This is a genomic window from Virgibacillus profundi, from assembly GCF_002287375.1.
Taxonomy (GTDB): Bacteria; Bacillota; Bacilli; order Bacillales; family Amphibacillaceae; genus Virgibacillus_K; species Virgibacillus_K profundi.
The window spans coordinates 12802-32623 of record NZ_NPOA01000019.1 but is presented as its reverse complement, the minus strand read 5'-3'; the positions used below and the strand labels follow the sequence as shown (position 1 = coordinate 32623).

The 19822-nt window shown below is 35.1% G+C and carries 10 protein-coding genes and 1 riboswitch; of the genes, 3 read left to right on the top strand and 7 right to left on the bottom strand.

Annotated elements, in window-relative coordinates; all coding sequences use genetic code 11:
* Window positions 1–17 precede the first annotated feature (17 nt).
* Entirely contained in the window at window positions 18–1232 is a 1215-nt protein-coding gene (locus tag CIL05_RS20220) for an McrC family protein (protein ID WP_095657349.1), read from the bottom strand.
* Window positions 1225–3795 (bottom strand): McrB family protein, encoded by a 2571-nt coding sequence (locus tag CIL05_RS20215; protein ID WP_095657348.1) that lies wholly within the window; start codon window positions 3793–3795, stop codon window positions 1225–1227. Before CIL05_RS20215 ends, CIL05_RS20220 begins: the two co-directional genes overlap by 8 nt.
* A 1000-nt stretch (window positions 3796–4795) precedes the next feature.
* Here CIL05_RS20215 and CIL05_RS20210 point away from each other — a divergent pair.
* On the top strand, window positions 4796–5008 hold the full coding sequence (locus tag CIL05_RS20210; protein ID WP_095657347.1) for a hypothetical protein: 213 nt from the start codon (window positions 4796–4798) through the stop codon (window positions 5006–5008).
* A 358-nt stretch (window positions 5009–5366) separates the two neighbouring features.
* On the top strand, window positions 5367–6083 hold the full coding sequence (locus tag CIL05_RS20205) for a DUF2161 family putative PD-(D/E)XK-type phosphodiesterase (RefSeq protein ID WP_095657346.1): 717 nt from the start codon (window positions 5367–5369) through the stop codon (window positions 6081–6083).
* 434 nt (window positions 6084–6517) lie between these two features.
* Here the strand turns inward: CIL05_RS20205 and CIL05_RS20200 are convergent, their stop codons facing one another.
* Window positions 6518–6991, bottom strand: a complete 474-nt coding sequence (locus CIL05_RS20200; protein WP_095657345.1) for a hypothetical protein — start codon at window positions 6989–6991, stop codon at window positions 6518–6520.
* Between the two features lie 605 nt (window positions 6992–7596).
* On the opposite strand from CIL05_RS20200, the gene CIL05_RS22840 reads away from it, so the two are divergent.
* Entirely contained in the window at window positions 7597–7722 is a 126-nt protein-coding gene (locus CIL05_RS22840; protein WP_276245360.1) for a hypothetical protein, read from the top strand.
* An 824-nt stretch (window positions 7723–8546) separates the two neighbouring features.
* Here CIL05_RS22840 and CIL05_RS20195 read toward each other — a convergent pair.
* The 4 genes from CIL05_RS20195 to CIL05_RS20180 all read right to left on the bottom strand — a co-directional run bounded on the left by CIL05_RS20195 (window position 8547) and on the right by CIL05_RS20180 (window position 19821).
* Window positions 8547–10727, bottom strand: coding sequence for a Z1 domain-containing protein (locus CIL05_RS20195; RefSeq protein WP_095657344.1), 2181 nt, complete (start codon window positions 10725–10727; stop codon window positions 8547–8549).
* A gap of 221 nt (window positions 10728–10948) precedes the next feature.
* A complete protein-coding gene (locus tag CIL05_RS20190; RefSeq protein ID WP_095657343.1) occupies window positions 10949–11191 on the bottom strand; it encodes a hypothetical protein in 243 nt (80 codons plus the stop codon).
* A gap of 102 nt (window positions 11192–11293) precedes the next feature.
* A riboswitch (SAM riboswitch) is annotated at window positions 11294–11402 on the bottom strand.
* Between the two features lie 415 nt (window positions 11403–11817).
* Window positions 11818–16365, bottom strand: a complete 4548-nt coding sequence (locus CIL05_RS20185) for a hypothetical protein (RefSeq protein WP_095657342.1) — start codon at window positions 16363–16365, stop codon at window positions 11818–11820.
* 366 nt (window positions 16366–16731) lie between these two features.
* Entirely contained in the window at window positions 16732–19821 is a 3090-nt protein-coding gene (locus tag CIL05_RS20180) for a type I restriction endonuclease subunit R (RefSeq protein ID WP_095657341.1), read from the bottom strand.
* Window position 19822: the final 1 nt, after the last annotated feature.

Below are 19822 nucleotides of genomic sequence, written 5' to 3'. Positions count from 1 at the left end.
AATACTTTTAAACAATTCTATACACCTACTACTATCTCCCGCAACTCCTCAACCGTCCCCCGAAAATCATCTATCCTAACCACTTGCATTTCAATCGTTTTATCTGTATCTATCACTTCCCAAAGAGGATGTTCCGCCCCTCTCTCTTGTTTAGGATATAATAGAAAACAACGATTTGCATCTTGATAAGCTGTGACATATGCATACATTTGATAGATATCAGCTTGATTATAAGTACTGCGATCCCGATAGGTGGCGCTTTTCCACTTCGTATCCACAATTAGGCTGTCATTTATAACAAAGTCAGGTTTTAGCAAGATATTTTGCCTGCCACTTTTCCTGTTTTTCAGCAGTCGTTTTTCCGCATGTTGACTAATCACATTATCCGTACCAACAACTTCTCTTAAGGCTACCTCAATATATTTCTCAAACAAAAGGTTCATCGGGAATAAAAATGAAAAGGATGATGATTGTTTTCCCTGACTGTATATAGATGCATGTTCAATAATCATTTTCGCAAATAGCGCAGCATCACGAAAACGTTGATTCTGACGGTTGAAAAAGTTTTGATTTAATTTTGTTACATTGAAGTTAATTAAATCGACTTCCTCTAAATATCCTAAACATTTCTTCAAATGAAGTTTTAACACATGCTTATCTGTATGTTGTCTAACAATAAAAAGCGCTGCTTTAAACAATTGATTTAGAAGATTATTCTCTGTGTATTCGTCATAACTACAATAGGCTTTTGTTTTTTGAAAAGCATTTTTTCGAATATGCTGTGTTAACTCAAGTTTTCCCTTCAATACATGTAGGTTATCTGAATGTTCCTCATACGTTTTATACATGCCTTTTTTAAGTTCCGACAAGAGTCGCTCTAGAAAAGCAGCGAGGAAAACAGAAAGTAAGTCATTTTTTCCTTCTCCCGTTTTCACCTTTTCGTGAAAAGAAATAGGTAAGAAGTTTGTCACTGTAAGCATTGATAATAATGCTTTTCTTTCATCATCTTTAGAAAGATTAATTTTAGGAATAATTTCATAGCGAACAGCCGAACATACAATCACACCGACATAATTAATGAACCGTAAGCTTTTATATCGTTGCTCTATAATACGATTATCCGGATATTTATCTTCAATATATTTAATAAGTTCTTCATATTGATCAGCACCGATATCATCCTCCGTAATCCAGTCATAAGCTTCTCGAACAATTACTGTTTTCTTATTCATATATAGCTATTAACTCCTGCGCGGTTAATTTTTTCTTTACGCGATAAATGGTTGGTACATAAATAGAAGGCTTTTGTTTAAATAATTGATTGATATCTACTTTTTCTTCGTAAACGATAAACGGGTCATCTCTTGTTGCCCCAACTCCACCTAAAACAAGGCCAATCTTTTCCCATTCATCATAAAAGTATTCTTGTAATAGCGGGATTACTTTTGATTGCATGATAGTAATAATCTCTTCATCTGATGTGGCATTAATAAAATAAGCATGCCCAATCATATGATCCCTGTCATACAATACTTCAATCCGTTGATTCATGATTGTAAGCATTGCTTCTACATCTATTTCTTGACCAATCGACTCCAGCGTCTCTGGCTCAGGCATCATTTCTTCAAATACAAACCGTCTCCGTAGTGCCGTATCTAATAATGCGATGGAACGATCTGCTGTATTCATGGTACCAATGACAAATAAATTCGGCGGCAACGTAAATGGATCTTTCGAATATGGAAGCTCAACAATCAATTCATTCTCACTTGTTAAACGTTTATCTTCTTCTAAAAGTGTGAGCAATTCTCCAAAAATCTTAGAAATATTACCACGATTCATTTCGTCAATAACAAGAACATGTCGTCTTGCATTCGTAAAATCAAATGCCCGTCTTTCTTTTAAAGCTTTCAATACGATCTTTTTCTTTTCGTCACCTTCTATTTCTACACTGTCTTCAATTTCTTCATCTACCATCTTCGTTAAAATCCAGTTGAGTACAGCCCAATAACGCGTAGCATTCGATCCGCCAATAGCGTCACTGATAAAGGATACATTGCTTTTCCAATCAATCTCGTTTGATTTAATATAGCGATAAATGCGGAGTAACCGATCTTTAGAGATAATAGAGCTTGTTTTCGCATCCTCACTTGTAATGACTACATTATTATTTGTACTAATCTGTTCTATGTGCAAAACGCCACCTGTTTTAGATTCAAATTGTATATTTTGTTTTTCTCCACTCGTAACCAACTGATCGTATATTTGTTCAAAACGAACTTCATCCGAGAATTCACGCGTGTTTTGCTGCTCAAGGCCATCGTACATAGCCTCAATTGCAGCTCTTTTGAAAATCCCATCTGAAGGGATGAAGTTTCCATTTCCATCTGATTTTAAGCCTTCAATAAAATCTTCATAAGCATACGATTGATGGAAAGTAATCAGACTTATGTTACCTTCACTTGTTAAACGCGCATATTCTTTTTGAAGTGCATCCCGTCCATCTGCATTTAATTCATTAAACGTTTTATTGTCTATAATCTCAAGCGCACGGTCAACAACATGATATGTTTTCCCAGTCCCTGGAGGTCCATAGAGCACATAGTTATTAGGAATTTTTTCTAATTCCTGCGTTGCTGGCACCTTTTGTTCGTTTACTTCATTCATAAACACGAGGTTGATTACACGTTTATCTTTCACTTTATTAATCGTACTACGATAACCTCCATACCCGACGTACTCTTTTACTTCTTTATCGAACCATTTTACCGGAATATAATGGCCATAATCTTTAGAAAAACGATATCCTTCAAGAGCATCTGCCGTAATTTTACCTACTGCACTAATACGTAAGATAGACTTCGTTTTACCATCGATTTTACGAGTGAAAGTTGATTTCAGAGCGACTAAATCTCCTTCTTTCATAGAGAAAAATTGCTTTAGAGCTTTTTGACCAGCAGATGTTTCTTCTTTTTCTTCAATAATATCTTCCATGTTTTCACTTAGAAGGTAAACCGTTAAATCTTCTCTCAAGAAACCAACCGCAATACTGTTTTCATTTAGTAAAAAGTCTTGGACCGATCCCTCATTCTCATATGTATGTCCAACTAAATAATAATCGATCGTGTCATCTATTTTTGCATCCATTTCTGCAAACAGATTCCAAATAAAAGAACCTATTTGATGTGTAGACCACTGTGCAAACACATCTTGTTCTTTGAGTAGACGCTTTATTTCATAATTCAACTCGATGGAAAATTGCGGAACGAGTAATTCATCTTTCACTCCTAGTTCTTTTCCTAATTCAAGTAAAATAGGCGGTGAGTAAAGATTTAAAAACTTCTCAGGTACGTAGATGTTTAAGATTTTCAGCAAAACCATATTAAATAATGGATTCTCCAGTTTACTAATCTCTGCTATTCTATCTTCTTCCGCTAATGTGATCGCTTGTACAATAAGATTTATTAAATCATTAAATTCCTTCTGTAACTTCTCATCTTCTAAAATGACCTTATTCTTCCCATAACTCTGGCAATAATCGCCACTTTGCGCACGATAAATCCCAAACTTAGCAGAATTGCCTCCCCCTATTCCCGCTAATATATTTTTTCTTTCCAACCAATAAATGAAACTATCCTTTGTTTTTGTGTTTGCATATTCTTCAACTGTTAGATTGTTAATTGATTCTTTTGGAAAGCGTTTTACGAATGAATTTCGTTCGGCTTCTCCTTCATTTGTTGTTTGTGGAGATGGGGTGTGTTGTTTGGCTCTTTCTAGTATTGTTTGAAGTTTCATAAGGCATGCTCCTTTGCTTGGTTATTTTACCTTTTTTGCTCTCGATATACTGGTATCTTCTCTTGCGGGACTTACCTTTAATTTCCACCAGAAGTGCCTATTTTTCTGCAATATTAATATCTAGTACTATTACACCATCAATTCCTAAAAATATGAATTCATCTGTAAACTTTGGTGTCAGTCCCCCACTTCGCTAATGCGTTAATACTTTACCGCACTGGAGGTCACGCGCCATTCCCAATATTCAGGACATATCTAAGTTAAATTAAATACGTAATTAATTATATATTAGGTCCATTTTACCATATTTTTAGTGAATATTGATAATTTGTTGTTTATAGCCCTATTATAGCAATTCTCCTCTACAATCTATTGTTAGGAACGAACATTCGTTAATTAACTCGCCTTCTTTTCTTTGGTTTAGATGCAAGTAAATAATTTGCTTTTACTTAGAGAAAAATGAAATGATCCGGTTTGACTTTAAATACAGATAAATAGTAAGTTGCTTTGTCTCTAGCAGTTTTACTATGTCTCCCCCCCAATATCGAGTATTGCAATTGTAAATAATTCTATACTCTATTTACGTTATAAAGGACAGTCATCGAAATTATATTAGATATGTCATAGATTTTGAATGAGTACTAGCTATATCGCTGTTCATCTTGCTATACTAGTCATAAAAGGACTTTGATGATAAGAAGTAAATCTATAAAGCTCGTCAAACTAGGAATCAGATAATCGTGTGAAAATCGCGGTAAATTAACTACTAGACAAATAAAATCCGATGAACCATTTCTTATACATCTCCCGCTATTCTTCCCTTCGAGCTATTGGCACGATATGGCGCACTAATGAAAGCTGATTCTTTCAACGATATTGGTGAGATGTATGATTTCAACTGTCTAAAATAGGATTTCTTCATTATTTTTGGATTATGCTTTGGATTAATTGGTCTGCGCTTAGTGTTGTGTTATATACAATAAAAGGAAAGGAGTATTATATGAAATTTGGAGTAAGAAAACCCAATCTTAAAAAGAGCTTAAAAGCACGCACAACTGGTAGAGTAAAACGTAAAGCAAAATCTGCTATCAATCCTATATATGGAAAGAAAGGAACAGGCTGGGTACGTAATCCGAAGAAGGCTGCTTATAATAAGGTTTATAGAAAAACGTCATTTAGTGTGGTTGAATTATTGAAGAAAATCTTTAAATAGGACTAATCCGCTAATTATAGAGCATCCGATTCGGGTAATAAAGCTAGTGTTGGTGAATCATCACAAAGTTATCATCCTGCTCTCGGATAATCATGTAAGTCCTCCTATCACTTTAGATTATATCCTAGTATAAGAAAACACAAAAAAAAGAAGGAGTGCATTCGACAAGCTGTATAACCAACTAGATTCGGGTGATGACAGGCAGCCATAAATCAGCTATGATTATCCTACAAACATTCACCCGAAATAACGCAGCAATTAGTATGGCATTGTTAGTCCCATCGATTTCTGCTTTCAAAAGCTGTATCGCAGCATTGCTTTTCCCAGTTGTTACTATAGATAAATAGGTTGGTGCTCCATGAGCGAAGGAAAATTTTATGAAACAGATTTATATGAACCCATTCAACATTATTTTCGTGCACAAGGATATGAGGTACAAGCTGAAGTGAATGATTGTGATGTAGTCGCATTTAAAGATGACACATTAATTATTGTTGAACTAAAATTAAACTTAAATATCACGTTGCTTATGCAAGCGGCAAAACGACAAAGATATACGCCTGATGTTTACATAGCGATTCAAAGACCAAAAACGAGTTTGCGAAGGCGCAGGTGGCGTGATCTAGTCCATCTCGTCCGGCGGTTAGAACTAGGGTTGATTTTAGTTTCATTTGAAGGTAAAAAGCCAAGCATTCATATGGTACATGAGCCGGGCCCGTTTGATCGTAAACGAAGCGCGCAACAAAGTAAAAAAGGCCGGGATAAGTTAATCAAAGAAGCCAGAGATAGAAGAAGCAACTCTAATATCGGTGGAAGTAGCCATGTACCGACCATAACCACTTATAAGGAAATAAGTATTCAAATCGCAATTTATCTGGATCTTCTAGGTCCAATGTCGGCCAATGACTTAAAAAAACTGAATACCGGCGAGCGAACATATGGCATTCTGTATAATAATTACAACAAATGGTTTAAGCGCATTGGTCGAGGAATCTATGATCTAACAGATTCAGGTAAAAAAGAATACCAAAACTATCCAGAAATAATTAAGCTGTATGGGAAATCGGATTTATAGGGAAGGATGGAGAGTCGCACTGATTAGAGGATAAATTTTTAAATACTAACAAACCCCCATTGGAACAGTGACATTCCAATAGGGGTTTATTCATATCGCGATAGAAATGCCTCTGTAGGACTTCTTCATATTCATGGTAAGAACACTGGCACTTGGTGGTAAATTCTGATGGCAGTATTCACCTATTCCTCAAACTATAAAAATGATGCATGAGAATCGTCCCCATGCATCCTATGCATCAATTACCGTGGTTCAATACCCGGAGTCATTTACTAGCTGCATAGTCTCTTTTTAGTTTTATCTATTTTTAAGGTAGTACTTTACTGACCCTGCGTCCCTTGGGTGTTTAAGTACCTTGAGTAAATTGGAACTTACACGCTTATTTGACAAAAACGGCCTACATTAATACTTTCACCGAAAAAAGTACTATTTGCTTAATTTTTGTTCCTACGAAAAATAAAACTTGCAAGAACTATCAGTATAGTTCCGACAATCAAAATTGATGCAGCACTAACTGCAATTATTTTATACATTTGCTTTTCATTTTTCTGTTCTTTTAATTGTTCAGCTTCCTTATTTCTCTTTGTTTCCTCCAATTCTTTTCGTTCCAGCCTCTCAATCTCATTTACCCTCTTTTGTTCTGCTTTTTGTTCATTCTCGAGTTCTTCTAATTTATCACGTATACCATGTAATCTTCCTGATAGAAAAAAACAGTCACTATGAGCGTATAAGCTTTCATCGCACCCTAAACTTTCATATTCAGTTAGGGTTCCCTGCCCCTCAGTTTTGAGTCCTTCAATCTCCTGTGTTAATTCTACTAAAAAACTATCGTAATTATTCGCAAATATGTTTTGGGTATTAATAGCTAACAATAAAAGTATAAAAGTACTAATATAGACTCTTCTCAATTCAATTCCTCCACTAACATAATGATAGGTGAATATTAATTCATGCCTAGAGTATCACAACTCGAATACTCTGTATTAGTCCCTCTTCTTTTATCTATACTATACCACGATGACGTAGACGTGCAGTGACGAATAGTAGTAGAACTAAGGAAGAAATGACTCTTTCCGTACCAATTAATAGACTCATTGATATATTCTGTCTTTTATATGTTAGAATAATAAGATAAAGAAAATTCTTATACTAACTCACTTAGTAACTAAATTTATTAAAGAAAGAAGGCAAAAATGGTCGTTGATACTTGTATTATTTGTGGTCGCCAAATTGAAGATGGAGATTTAGCTTTTGCAACCAGTGATTGAAAAAAACTTTTGGATAATGGGGGCAGTCCCTCACTTCTCTATCACTTTAACGTACCAGGGGACCGATCCCAATTTTCCTCGGACATTCTTTAATTTGATGGAGTTGTCTAAATGAATGAATGTTCCCCGCCGTCTTGGTCTGTTAGCCTTCCTATGAGAATCGTTTTTTGGGGGAGAGTTGTGACATTATCTTTTACTAATGAGGAAGCATTATTTAAATAAATCTTTGAGGGGAGGTGATTGTAATGGTTAAACACTCTGGTGGTAAAGTTGGAAATGCAGCAAAAAAACTAGCATCCAAAGGAACATCCAAAAAACAGAAAAGTGGATCCGCAAAAATCTTGAAAAAGCACCAAGATACAAAGCACTAATAAAAGTAATTCAAAAGTAGCTTAGAGTGCTTAATAGACACCAAGGAAGTTAAAATTCAATTGATAGTATTGTTAGCAGCAATTATTCCGGAATTTATAAGTATTCCCGGTTACCTGCTGCATTTTTTATTTATATAGTTGAATCATGATATCCTAACACTTCAATAATTATCTAGTTTCACTGCCTCTGTTATAGCTCTTATCAAGTGTTCGCAGCCACGAATATTGACGTATTAATAGTCAGTGGAACTGACGTGGCTTGTAATATACAGTCACCTTCACTTTACCTAACTAACGAAATCGTCTATTTACCTGTCGGAATCATCTTATTTTATAATAAGATTCCCTCACCGTATTATTTACAGATAAGGAAATATATCCATTAATTAAACGTGACATTGGGGTCCCCCCAGTCCGCTATCGCTTTAACGTGGTGGGGACTCACCCTAAAAAAGGCTCTCATAAAGTGGGAGTTCCAACGTCCTAGCAGGGACAAGTAACCTGGCCCCGATTCTCTTCCCACGTGCATATAGACCGAAAAAGAGAATTTGAACTATGAGGAACTCATTCATTGGGCCATTGAGATTATTAATAAGCAATTAGAGGATAAATTTTTAAATACTAACAGACCCCCATTGGAACAGTGACATTCCAATAGGGGTTTATTCATATCGCGATAGAAATGCCTCTGTAGGACTTCCTCATATTCATGGTAAGAACACTGGCACTCAATGGTAAACTTTGTAGACTTGGTGGTAAATTCTGATGGCAGTATTCACCATTCCCCAAACTATAAAAAGATGCATGAGAACCGTCCCCATGCATCACTCACTCCCCCGACTAGAATAAATCACAGTGCTCGTATTCCGAGGTGCAACCAAAACCGGCCACCAAAATGCTGTTCCTCTCCACTTACTCTCTCCTGCTTCACCATTTTCTTTTAATAAAATGAGTGCTGGAATATCCTCTGCTACTTCTCTAGCAATTTTCAATTCACCTTTTTCACCTTTGGGCGTATCTGGAGCGTCTTCGTATTTTCCGTTTTCACGTATTCTACCAATATTTCTATCCTCTCTTACAATACACATCACATTTCCCGCTTTATCACTATCTGTAATGAGAGATAAATATTCCATACTCGAAATAAACGAAGCTTCATCCCATACTTCACCAACATTCTCATCATGTGTTTTTTTAATTAATTCTATAATTTCAATCGCTGTTTTTAAATTCAGTAAGAACGGCTCTTCTGTACCTTTACTTTCAGTCTGTATAATACGATCAATTTCAGCTACAATCTTTGATATATAAGTCTTATATCCAGTCTGGAAACCAATCGGAAGCAGTCGTTTAAATGGCTTGATTGTCGTTGTTTGTGATAATAGAAGTTTGTTAGGAGAACAAGGTATAATTTCATTTTTGGGGTCCTTTTGAATAAACACAACACCATTATGATAACTTCCCTTTTCAAAAGCGTTTCTTAAAGCAGAATCAAACTCCTGCATTTTCTCCATTACATGATATATTCTTAGCGTTGTGTAAAACCTTGTAACTGCAAGATCTTCAATTGGTCGATATCCAAACATCCGTGAATGTTGCAAAACAGTATCTTGCTGAAATCTATTCGGGTTTCTTCCATAATAAAAACCGATTAAATTACCGATTGTAATTCCCCTATCGAGAATTTGACCACCTATAAATATATTAAGTGGCGTTCTTAACTTCAGTTGTCCTGTTTCATCTAATAATTGGCTAATATCCTTTTCTGAGTTAACCTTTGGAATCATTAAATAATCCTTCTTCAACGCTTTAATAACTTCAAATTTCACTTCTTGGAATTCTGGCATATAACAATCTAATAGTGTGATAGACTCTTGAATATTTCGATACGCCCCCATTATTAAATCACTAAACAAAACGGGATCATCATCAATACTATCTGTTAAAAGTGTTTTTAATTCAGTCACAACTGTTTCTTGCCATTCATGTGCAGCTTTCCCTTGTTCCGTATGTACAATAAAGCTATATTTCTTCAAACGTTTGCCTTTTTCTTTCTCCTGGATAAATCTTATAACACCACCAACAATGAAATTCAAAATTGCACTTCGCATCGAATCAATCTTACGGCTAGTCAATGCATCTGCTAATTTGAATTTCCTCCCATCCGACCTTTTTAAGACTACTAATTCATCTTCTACAATTGGCTGATATAAATTAGATGCAATCGAATCTTCATTTTCACTTTCTTCAAAATAATAATCCCCACCAATATAAGCCTCGTGCACAGGTACGAGTTCAGTGAATGAAGGTCGAATAGGTTTAAAAACCTTAGAAGATCCCTCTATTTTTAAATCATCTGGTTGTAGATATAGAGAGTAAGGCGTTGCTGTTACCTGCAAAAACTCACTATCTTGCAAGTCTTTTCTAATTGCATCAATTTGGCCAGCTATCACATTAATCTCAATGATTTCCTTTTTTGTCTTTGAAAAACCAATACTAGCAAAATCAGCTTCATCATCAATAATTAATATTTTCTTCCCAGCAAGTTCAGGATACTTTTCGAATAAAGCACTATGTAATCTATTCAAATTATCCTTTTGCTTTTTTACAACCAATAGCAATTTCTGATCTAATTCCCACTGGCTCAGATTATCAGGTAGATTCATAATGTCATGAATTTGAATATCATCATTGCGATAAAAATCACTGAACTCAGATTTCAAACGTTCATATGTCTGTTGAGCTAAAGCTTTCGTTCCTTTAGTCAGTACGATAGCAGCGTCAAAGCCATTATCGAACGACAGTGCAGTGATACCGATAAAAGTTCTCGTCTTACCACTTTGGATTTTTCCTAGTAGCATACCTGGTTTATTTAAACTTGTATTTTTATCTAATAGATTTATTACTGTGTTTTCTATACATGCTTTTGTTTCTGTTTCATATGTATTCTTTTTGGATAGTCCGTTGTAAAAAGAGCCTTCTGTGTTTAGTAATAGTGTTTCCAATATGTTACCTCCAGTAAAAACATTTAGGGGGAAACAGGGGGACGGTTCTGTTGCATCAGGTAGCAATGATGAAACGACAGAACCGGTCCCATGTTTCCCAGCTATGATTATAACATTTTTGATTTCAAAATTAGGCTTTTAATTTTTAATCCAATAGAAGTAACAGGTAAGGTAAATAGTTTGCTTGTCTTATCAACATTACTACCCCCTCCCCAAAACCTTCACCAAATAATTTCCAAACCAACCAAATTTTCTGCAAGCAAGCTTTCCAAGATTTCCATTTCGTAACATGTTGCTCCAATTTTAACTACAAAGATATAATCCTTGAATTTCATAATGTTTACTTCATAAGCTTCATCCCATTGGTTCAGTTGTTGCTCGATATTTTTACCAATAAAAATGATAAACTGTTCATTGCTATGTCCCTTTGAAATATAGTCTTTAATATTACCTATTGAATTCATCTTCATCATCCTTCTATTATTTTTTTTTTTGTATAAAGCCGATAACAAAAAAATGCCCTTCATTGCATATTCAATGCAACAAAGGGCCTTGGCTCCGTTCTCTAGTTATCTACTCAAAGCAGTTTTGCTTCGCTGGGGGAAGCACCTTACCGTTTATGGCAGGTTGCTGTGAAGTCGTTGAGCCAGTTCTCTCATTCACTCTTGGTAACTTATTGCATCGTATATGATCACTCAGTTAGATTCGAGTATAAATAAAGTAATAACTATGGTTCCAGCTTCACTTTATTATCGTTTTAACGGGCAGACCACAACACATACGGGCTCGAACCAACGACCTCTACCCTGTCAATTCTCTAGAGCGAGTTTAACAGAGTATTTATACAAGATAAGTCTGTTAATTCCATTCTAGAAAATCTGTGCAATTTTTGTGCAGTCTTCATTAAAAACGTCGATGGAGGTAGAGTGTAAAATTAATTAGTATTTGTAGCCTAAATTTTCTAGGTGGGGATCGCTTCTTCTAATTCCTTTTTAAATTACAAATTTTCTTTAAATACTTTAATCTCATCATTTTAATTATTTCAATTATGAAACCTATCAACAAACTTCGTGCCTAGTGCTCCAATACCTTATCTCTGCATTAACTCAAAGCTAAGTTTTCTAGCTGAACCTATCTGTTTCTCAAACATCAAATCCCATATTTCAAGGCATTCCTCAGCAACTTCTTTCATATGTGATTCACCACTGGCCTCATCATATAGCCCAATAATAAGTTTTGAAATTTCATCTTCTGCTCCCCAAGCATCCGGTTGATTACCAGAGTTATTAATGACACTGTAACTCAATTCAAAAATAAAACTTGAAAAATAAGCGATTGACTCTGCTGATTTTTCTATATACTCGCTAAATGCATATGCAATTTTCCTAGAGATATTTGACTGTAAAACTTGGTGAAGGAACTTCCTATCACTATTCAAGTTAATGAGATTATTGTACAGTAAATTCGTTATTGACAATTCTATATCATAACCATGAGCATCAAACTTTATAATCAATTCCTTTGCCTGCTCTTTATACCTCTCAATTTGGAAATATTGTAAAGTCATGGATAAAATAGACTCAGCTTGTTTTTGTGAAATCAAATTAATATTTTCAAATACCTCTATAAATTCTCCCTTTTGGAAATACATTTCTGTGAGAATATAAGCACCAACTTCAATTATCTTCTGATCCTTTGATTCAAAGCATTTAAGTATAACATCCAGTACTTCTTGTTTATAATTTTCATAAAGATAAAATAACATACGATTAGAGTCAGGGAAAATAACATTTCTAATATCTTTTTGATAAAGTCGAATAATATGATCCGTGGCCCATTTTCTATCAATATTATAGGACGGCCAAAGTGCATAAAGACTTGCATATTGTACGGCTGGATTCTCATCTAAAGTTAACTCAATAATAGTATCTTTAAATTCAATAAGTAAAGCATCGTCTTTCCACAGCAATTCTCCAATAGTTCTAGCTACATTCCCTCTTACACAATTTATAGCATTACTCACTAACATTTCCGCAGAACACATCTCTTTATCAGTTGCATTCGTAATAACAGGATTATCCATCTCAGGATTAAGGTGATTCGTTGCAATGTACTTTATTATTTTGAAAATATTTTCGGACCACTTTTCTTCTTTATGTTGCATAACCATATAACATACCGAATTCGCTCTATATGAATCGTTAGTTGTTGGAAATCTTTCTATTAATCTCTCAATTAAATAACTAGGGACCGTATTCAAATGTTCACTTGTCGAAAGACCGGAAAACAGTGCATCTATAAATAAATCATGAATACTTTTTCTAGTACCTAGTACTAATGAAACCATTCTTAGCGGTTCATTGGCAGTTATCTTACTTAAGTTCGAGGAAAACTGTTCAAGTGAACTTTCAATAAAAGCCCCTTCTATCTCCTTCCAATTTCCTCCACGGCTTCTATTACTTAATTTCTTTGATGTTAATATTTTTTGCCATGCCCTATCACTTAAGTCCTTACCTTCTACCGGAGAACGAACCCATTTCACATCCCCAATATCACTTCTAAACCTAGTGCTCTTTTCTTTGAAACGACGGGACAATACTCTTTTTAAAGCTAATGCTTCCTCGTTCAGTAGTGTATCCGGTATTGCTCCTAGTATTTCATGCTGAAAGTCTCCCCAAAAAGACCAATATATTCGTATTTCTTTGTTTTCACTATTATACTGTAGCCTTCTTTTATACCTCTCAACTGCATCAGAAGGATAATATAAGATCAATTCCTGTAAAAATTGATTTTGTATATCCGAAGAACAACCTTTAAAGTGCTTACTTAGGACTTCTTTAGAAAGCTGTAATTCATCATTACTTCCTTTAACAAACATATTTGCTTCTATATCCTCTATAAGATAAAGAACTACTTGGTTACTATCTGATTCAGGTAAGTACTTTAATCCATCCAAAATTAATTCATTAATAAGAATATAGCCTTTTCCCATAAATCTTTTATATATCTCCCAGAATAGTTCAGGGTGCTGATGGATCAATGCAACATTTGCCTTTTTTATTACATTTATGATTGTTCTTTCGATACTGTTATTATATCGAGATCTACTACCCCAATCACTGTAAGCCATTGCATAGTCTGAATCCTTTGGTACAAGAGGTAAAAGTTTCTCCAGCACTTGCACACTATTTTGTACTAAAAACTCATCTTCATTATCTAAAAACTTTTCCTCATATCGATAAAAACGACTATCTTTCTTTTTCTTCGTTTCGTACATTAGAGTAATGATATCTATGGCCCTCATCTCGAATCCTTTAAATAACGCCTTAATATCCATATATGTTTCCATATATTCTGGATACTTATGATATAACCTCATTCTTAATTCAAACAAGTCATCACTATCTTCCATTACATCAAATGGAAAGCAGCGAAGCCATTGATGAATATCATCTCTCACATCAAATATGTGCCTTTCTATAAATTTAACGTCTTCCTGTGAAAGCTTACCTCGTATACTTTGATAAAGACTGATAACGATGTTATTTCTCTCTGTAGTTATCCATTTATCTAATATTCCATTTTCCCTCAAGGTTTGAATATATTCTCGGTTTCCTTGTACTACATTAGTTACAATATGAACACCTAATTTTTCATCATCGACTAAATCTAAGATAAACTTTTTTACTGTATCAGTTGGTTCAATAATCTGATTAAGCAACTCTAAAAACACGTACTTAAAAGAAAAGCGAATAGATGGAGCTTTTAGTATCTGCCTACCAGTGGAAAGAAATTGTTCTTCTGAATTTTCATATAAGCTTTGCAAAAACATTTGCATTTGATATCTTCTAGCTGGAGTTTGAGTTTCTTTCCCTCCAATTATTTCAATAACACTCTCTCTTTTTAGGTATCTAATAAACATTTTTTCCGCAATGAAACAATCGTATAAAGATTGGTGAACAAAGGATACCACACTGAATGTTCCTATATCCTGCTTTACAATAAAACCACTGGAAACTAGAAAGTCTATCGTAGAGGAATTTATACCCAAATCAGTTGAAAGCGCTGAGAGTTCACCAGATTTTTCAAATTCCTCAATCATTCTAAATTTTGCTTGCTCTAAATCATTTTCGTTTAGCTTATTTTGAACCGATTCCCTTATTAACTGCTTCCACCACTTTGTTACCAAATGATAAGTAGATGAAACTTCATTATCGTTTTCCTGTTTATAAAGTTTCTGCCATATATATAGGTTACTTGGTAATTTCAATAATTTTTTTAATTTATGTGTCAAAGTATAATAATTTGAACCTACTATAGCCTTTACAACTTCCTCTTTCAATTCCCCAACTTCAACTTTTTTCCATTTATGCTCTTCATCTCTACTAAATAGATTCTTAATGTTATTGTCATTATCGAGATCATACGTTCTACAAACAAATAAAATAGAGATGGGTTTTTTACGTTCAAGATTAATAAGCTTTACCTGCCTAATCAATTCAGCACACACAAGCAATGCCTCGCTTGAGTGTGGTAATGTCCATCTTAATGCATCTAATTGATCAAGGATAATCACTGCATTTGTATTTTTTGAAATACTGTTCAAACAATGAACCAAAGAAGAAGGCAATCCAAGAGATTTACTCCATTGTTTAACATTTTCACGGGGTACACGTCTATCCAGCTTAATTGCCAAATAGGGTACTTCTTTATCTTCACATTGCTTTATCACACTTTCGGTCAGCCCACTCTTACCACTGCCTGCAGCACCATGAACGATGACAGAATTCCCCTCTAACATTTGATTAATGCTTGTCTCTGCTTCCGGGCGATCAATTATACCGGACACAAGTGGTTTAAAAAGAGACTTATACTCGGAATTCAATTCCTGAATCCTAGGAAATATTCTGGTATCAGAATCTAAATTTCTTAATTTTATTTTCTTAGAAGTTAAAAATGAATGAATTTGATTCACGCCGATTCTTTTACCTAAGATGTCCCCATCTATAAGCCAAGTCACTAAGGCATCATATATCGCCGATTCATCACCTTGGAATAAAAGACCAATCTTATCTAGAATAATCTCATTTCTCTCCCCATCCGAGGATTGGCGATATTTGATACGAGAGAGATAGTTTATCATCTTATTTAACTGGTATTCATCTGTCCCACTTATATCAAATCCTAACGCCCCACAAAAATTTCTGGCAAAATTAATAAATTTGGTATCTGACCCTTTGATCTGATGTTTGTAGAATAAACGAGGGTTATCAGCAGAATTTATCGCTCTACTTGTTAGATCTTCCAAATATGTAAATGCTAAAGGGGATACTAAAGAAACAGAAATATTATCCCCACGGTCTAGTTGTATCTTCCACTTACTCAGAATATTTTTGGAGTTTAAATCGCCATATGTCCATGATTCATTCGCACTATTTCGCCCTTTACACTGCTGCCCTTCTTGTCTGCCATCCCTATACTCTACCCATATATCAACACCTTCTTCTTCATCTCCAATTGCCTCAAATATGACATATTCCGTTTTCTCTTCCAACACACACAGTAATTGATATATACCCCACCTAATTTCATACCTATTCCCTCGCTTATCTGCTCTACCGCCTTTTTCGTATGGCATATTATCATCACCTTACTAAATTTGTTTTTAACAAAGCTCAAGTTGTTACAGGTAAAATTTCTACACTTTAATAAATAACGTTCATTAATCCTAACGTGCTGAGGGACTGACCCTTTTTTCAGCAAAAACAGGTGTGGGTTATTTGATACTTATAAGAACAAGATATGAAAATGAATGTTCCTATAAGATATAACAATAACAGTGTAATAAGGTTTTGTGTGTGAGAATATGACAGTACTGATTGTAGCGATTCTGTCCTTTCCCGATAAGAAATAACCACCCTTGAACATGATCAGCGATAGGATGCTTATCTTTTACCATGAATTAGACATGTAAAAGGTACGGTATAGATCTTATCTTTATAAATTACTTAAACTTTCTCTTCAACTTCGGCACAATCTCTGGTAATACTTTCAATAGTTCCATATTATGCTCTAATTGATTGCTGGTCTTCTGATGTTTAATGGAATCGTAGTTTACTGTTCTCGTGATGTCATCAATATAAGGAATTTCCTTTGGGTTAGCAATGGAATAGGATTCTACTGATTTTTCAAAGATGACTTCATCGATGCCCCACTTCGCCGAAATCTGATAAATTTCTTTGCGTAGCTTGCTTCGTTTCCATTCTTCATATGCTTCATCAAAGTTCACGTCACTCGATACATTTCCAGGTTTTAATTCCTTTTCAACAAATTGCTTCAATAGTTCCGCTTGTTCAAAATCACCCAGATTACTTAATTCTTCAATATGTTGGTAAACAATCCGTAATGTTTCTCCATCAACTGTTTGTTTCCCATCAGTTGAAGTGGCTTTATCTCCGATTAATTGAATAATATAATATGCATCAATTTTTTGTGTGCCTGCTAGCTTTGCTTCGCCTAAAGGTAATACTGGTAAGTCTTCTGGATCATCGTCCGGATTATCGTCTCTTGTTACGTTACGATATGCACCGACATAACGCATCCACTCATGCTCTGTTATACCAAACGCTTCGTCTACCCAAGCAAATTCATAATATTGTTGAATCGTATTTAACTGACCGTTTGCCATTTTAAAAGCTTTAACAAAGTTTTCTTTCGCCTCTTCGTCTTTTTCTAATGCTTGCCATGCAGTAGGATCTTGTAATATTTCGATCACATCTTGTGAGGATTTAACGAATTCATCAACCGCTATAGGATAAGGCTCTACAATTGCTTTACTACTCTTCCCACCACTACCATATAAAATCAAGGCATCATTTACTGTTTGTTCTGTAGTTCTTGGGTATTGAAAGTTAACAATCGAACCGAATTCCTTCTCTTTGCCATAAATGCGGTTCGTCCGTGAATATGCTTGAATTAATCCCTGTAAGGCAAGAGAACGGTCCACATATAACGTGTTAATAAATTTAGAGTCATAGCCTGTTAGAAGCTGATCCGCAACAATGACAAGGTCAATATTCTTCGGATTCCGACCACTTCCACCACGTGTTGCTCGTTCTACGACATCTTCATAATATGCGTCTTCCCCGCGCCGTTTATCACCATATGCATATTCAATACCAGTGAAAACAGCATAATCTTTAAACATTGTTTTAATTAGTTCTGGGTCGGTAGGTTCTGTATCTGCATCTGTTCCAAAACTAAATGTCATTGCTACGTTAATGGCAATATCATCTCGTTCAGCTAATTGTTTTTTAAACTCTTCATAGTAAGCGATGACACGATGTTTAAATTTAACCGTTAAAATTGCATTGAATAACTTCTGCTGTGATTGGTATTCCCAGTTGTTTAATATCTCCTCTACCACTCTCGGGATATGGGTCTCATCATGATAAAATAGTATTTTACGTTTTTTTGCTTCCTTTTCTACTTCTAACTCAGAAAGTTCATATACTTGTCGTTCTAGCTTTCTTTTCGGTGCATCCGGTTGTTCAGCTAGTTTATATTCAACAATTTGCTCTCGCAATGTATCATAACTCTCAAATTCACCAGTATTTATATAGTCAACATGAAAGCCTAATACGTTTTTATCTGCAATTGCTTCATCGATCGTATAAGTATGCAACTCTGGTCCAAAAAGCTTTTCCGTCGTATCGATGAGTTCACTTTTTTCATTAATCATTCCTGTAATATTATTCTCGTCAAATAAAGGCGTTCCAGTAAATCCATAAAATAGACCATTCTTCCGGAAGTAATTTCTAATCGTTACCATCATGTCGCCCATTGTCGTTCGGTGTGCTTCGTCAATGATAAAAACAATTTTTTTATTTGCTAAACTTTCATCCTTTGCTTCGACTAAATCTTTCACAAGATTATTTAATTTAAACGTTGTCGTGACAACAATACCTGTACTAGCAGCTGATAACAGTTTACGTAATTGATAGGTGTGCGCTGTATCATCAACGGTTACTGACTCATATTGTGCATATGATTTAAAATTATCGCTTGTACGACTGTCGAGTTCCCTTCTATCTACTAAGAATACAACGTTATCAAAGCCTGCTCGCGTTGATAAAAATAAAGCTGTTTTAAAACTCGTGATCGTTTTCCCTGAACCTGTTGTATGCCAAACAAAGCCACCATGAGGAACTTTATCTTCATTGTCCCACCCAAGTGCCGCACCTTCGACAGCTTGCAATGCATGTACTTGATAAGAGCGGAGTAACATATGCTTCCGATTTTCCTCTTCTTTTGCTTCATCAATAACTAAATAATCACCAACCATTTGATGTGCCATCGGAATCATTAGGAAGTGGCCAATCACCTCTTCCCAATGATTAATGGCTTGATTATCCTTGTTTGCCCAATGAAAAACAAAACTTGGATTAAATGCTTGAATCGACTTTGGTGTAGCAAAGTAACGAGTAGCTATTTCTGACGTCATCACCATCATTTGGGAAAATGCCATGAAATTATTCACATACTCACCGTCTGCATAATAACGTTTAAACTGATTATATGCTTCTTCGAGCGTCTTATCTGTACGCTTTTGTTCAATGTTAATCAGCGGAAGACCATTAATGAGTAAAACAATATCAAAGCGATTTCCGTTCGGTGATTCTACTTCTCTGGCGATTTTATAGCTCGAATCTCCACCGCGCACTTGTGCTTTTTTAAAGATTGTCAATGTAATTTGTTCACGTGTAACGTCTGGATGAGAATCTCGATAAATGCCATCAATTTTCCCTGTCGATTGTTCCATTGCTAATATCTTTGCAGCTTCATAACTATTATCAATTCGAGATACTTTGTTCATTACTTGCGCAAATTCATTGTCTGTTAAAGGAACAGTTTCCAAGACATCCGCATTCATACGATTCAGTTCCTTGCGCCAATGATTGACTAAATCTTGTACAGTTACTTTTTGTTTGTTCCCGTCAAGAAAATCTGGTGCATTCCATTTATATTGTTGTAATTTATTCACGAATTTATCTTGAAAAGCTTTCTCTGCCGCATTCTTACGTCCATTACTCATG

Bases quoted from the DNA above. Each gene is read 5' to 3' on its own strand.
- CIL05_RS20220 (WP_095657349.1), bottom strand. From the start codon at position 1,232: ATGAATAAGAAAACAGTAATTGTTCGAGAAGCTTATGACTGGATTACG.
- CIL05_RS20215 (WP_095657348.1), bottom strand. From the start codon at position 3,795: ATGAAACTTCAAACAATACTAGAAAGAGCCAAACAACACACCCCATCT.
- CIL05_RS20210 (WP_095657347.1), top strand. From the start codon at position 4,796: ATGAAATTTGGAGTAAGAAAACCCAATCTTAAAAAGAGCTTAAAAGCA.
- CIL05_RS20205 (WP_095657346.1), top strand. From the start codon at position 5,367: ATGAGCGAAGGAAAATTTTATGAAACAGATTTATATGAACCCATTCAA.
- CIL05_RS22840 (WP_276245360.1), top strand. From the start codon at position 7,597: ATGGTTAAACACTCTGGTGGTAAAGTTGGAAATGCAGCAAAAAAACTA.
- CIL05_RS20190 (WP_095657343.1), bottom strand. From the start codon at position 11,191: ATGAATTCAATAGGTAATATTAAAGACTATATTTCAAAGGGACATAGC.
- CIL05_RS20185 (WP_095657342.1), bottom strand. From the start codon at position 16,365: ATGCCATACGAAAAAGGCGGTAGAGCAGATAAGCGAGGGAATAGGTAT.
- CIL05_RS20180 (WP_095657341.1), bottom strand. From the start codon at position 19,821: ATGAGTAATGGACGTAAGAATGCGGCAGAGAAAGCTTTTCAAGATAAA.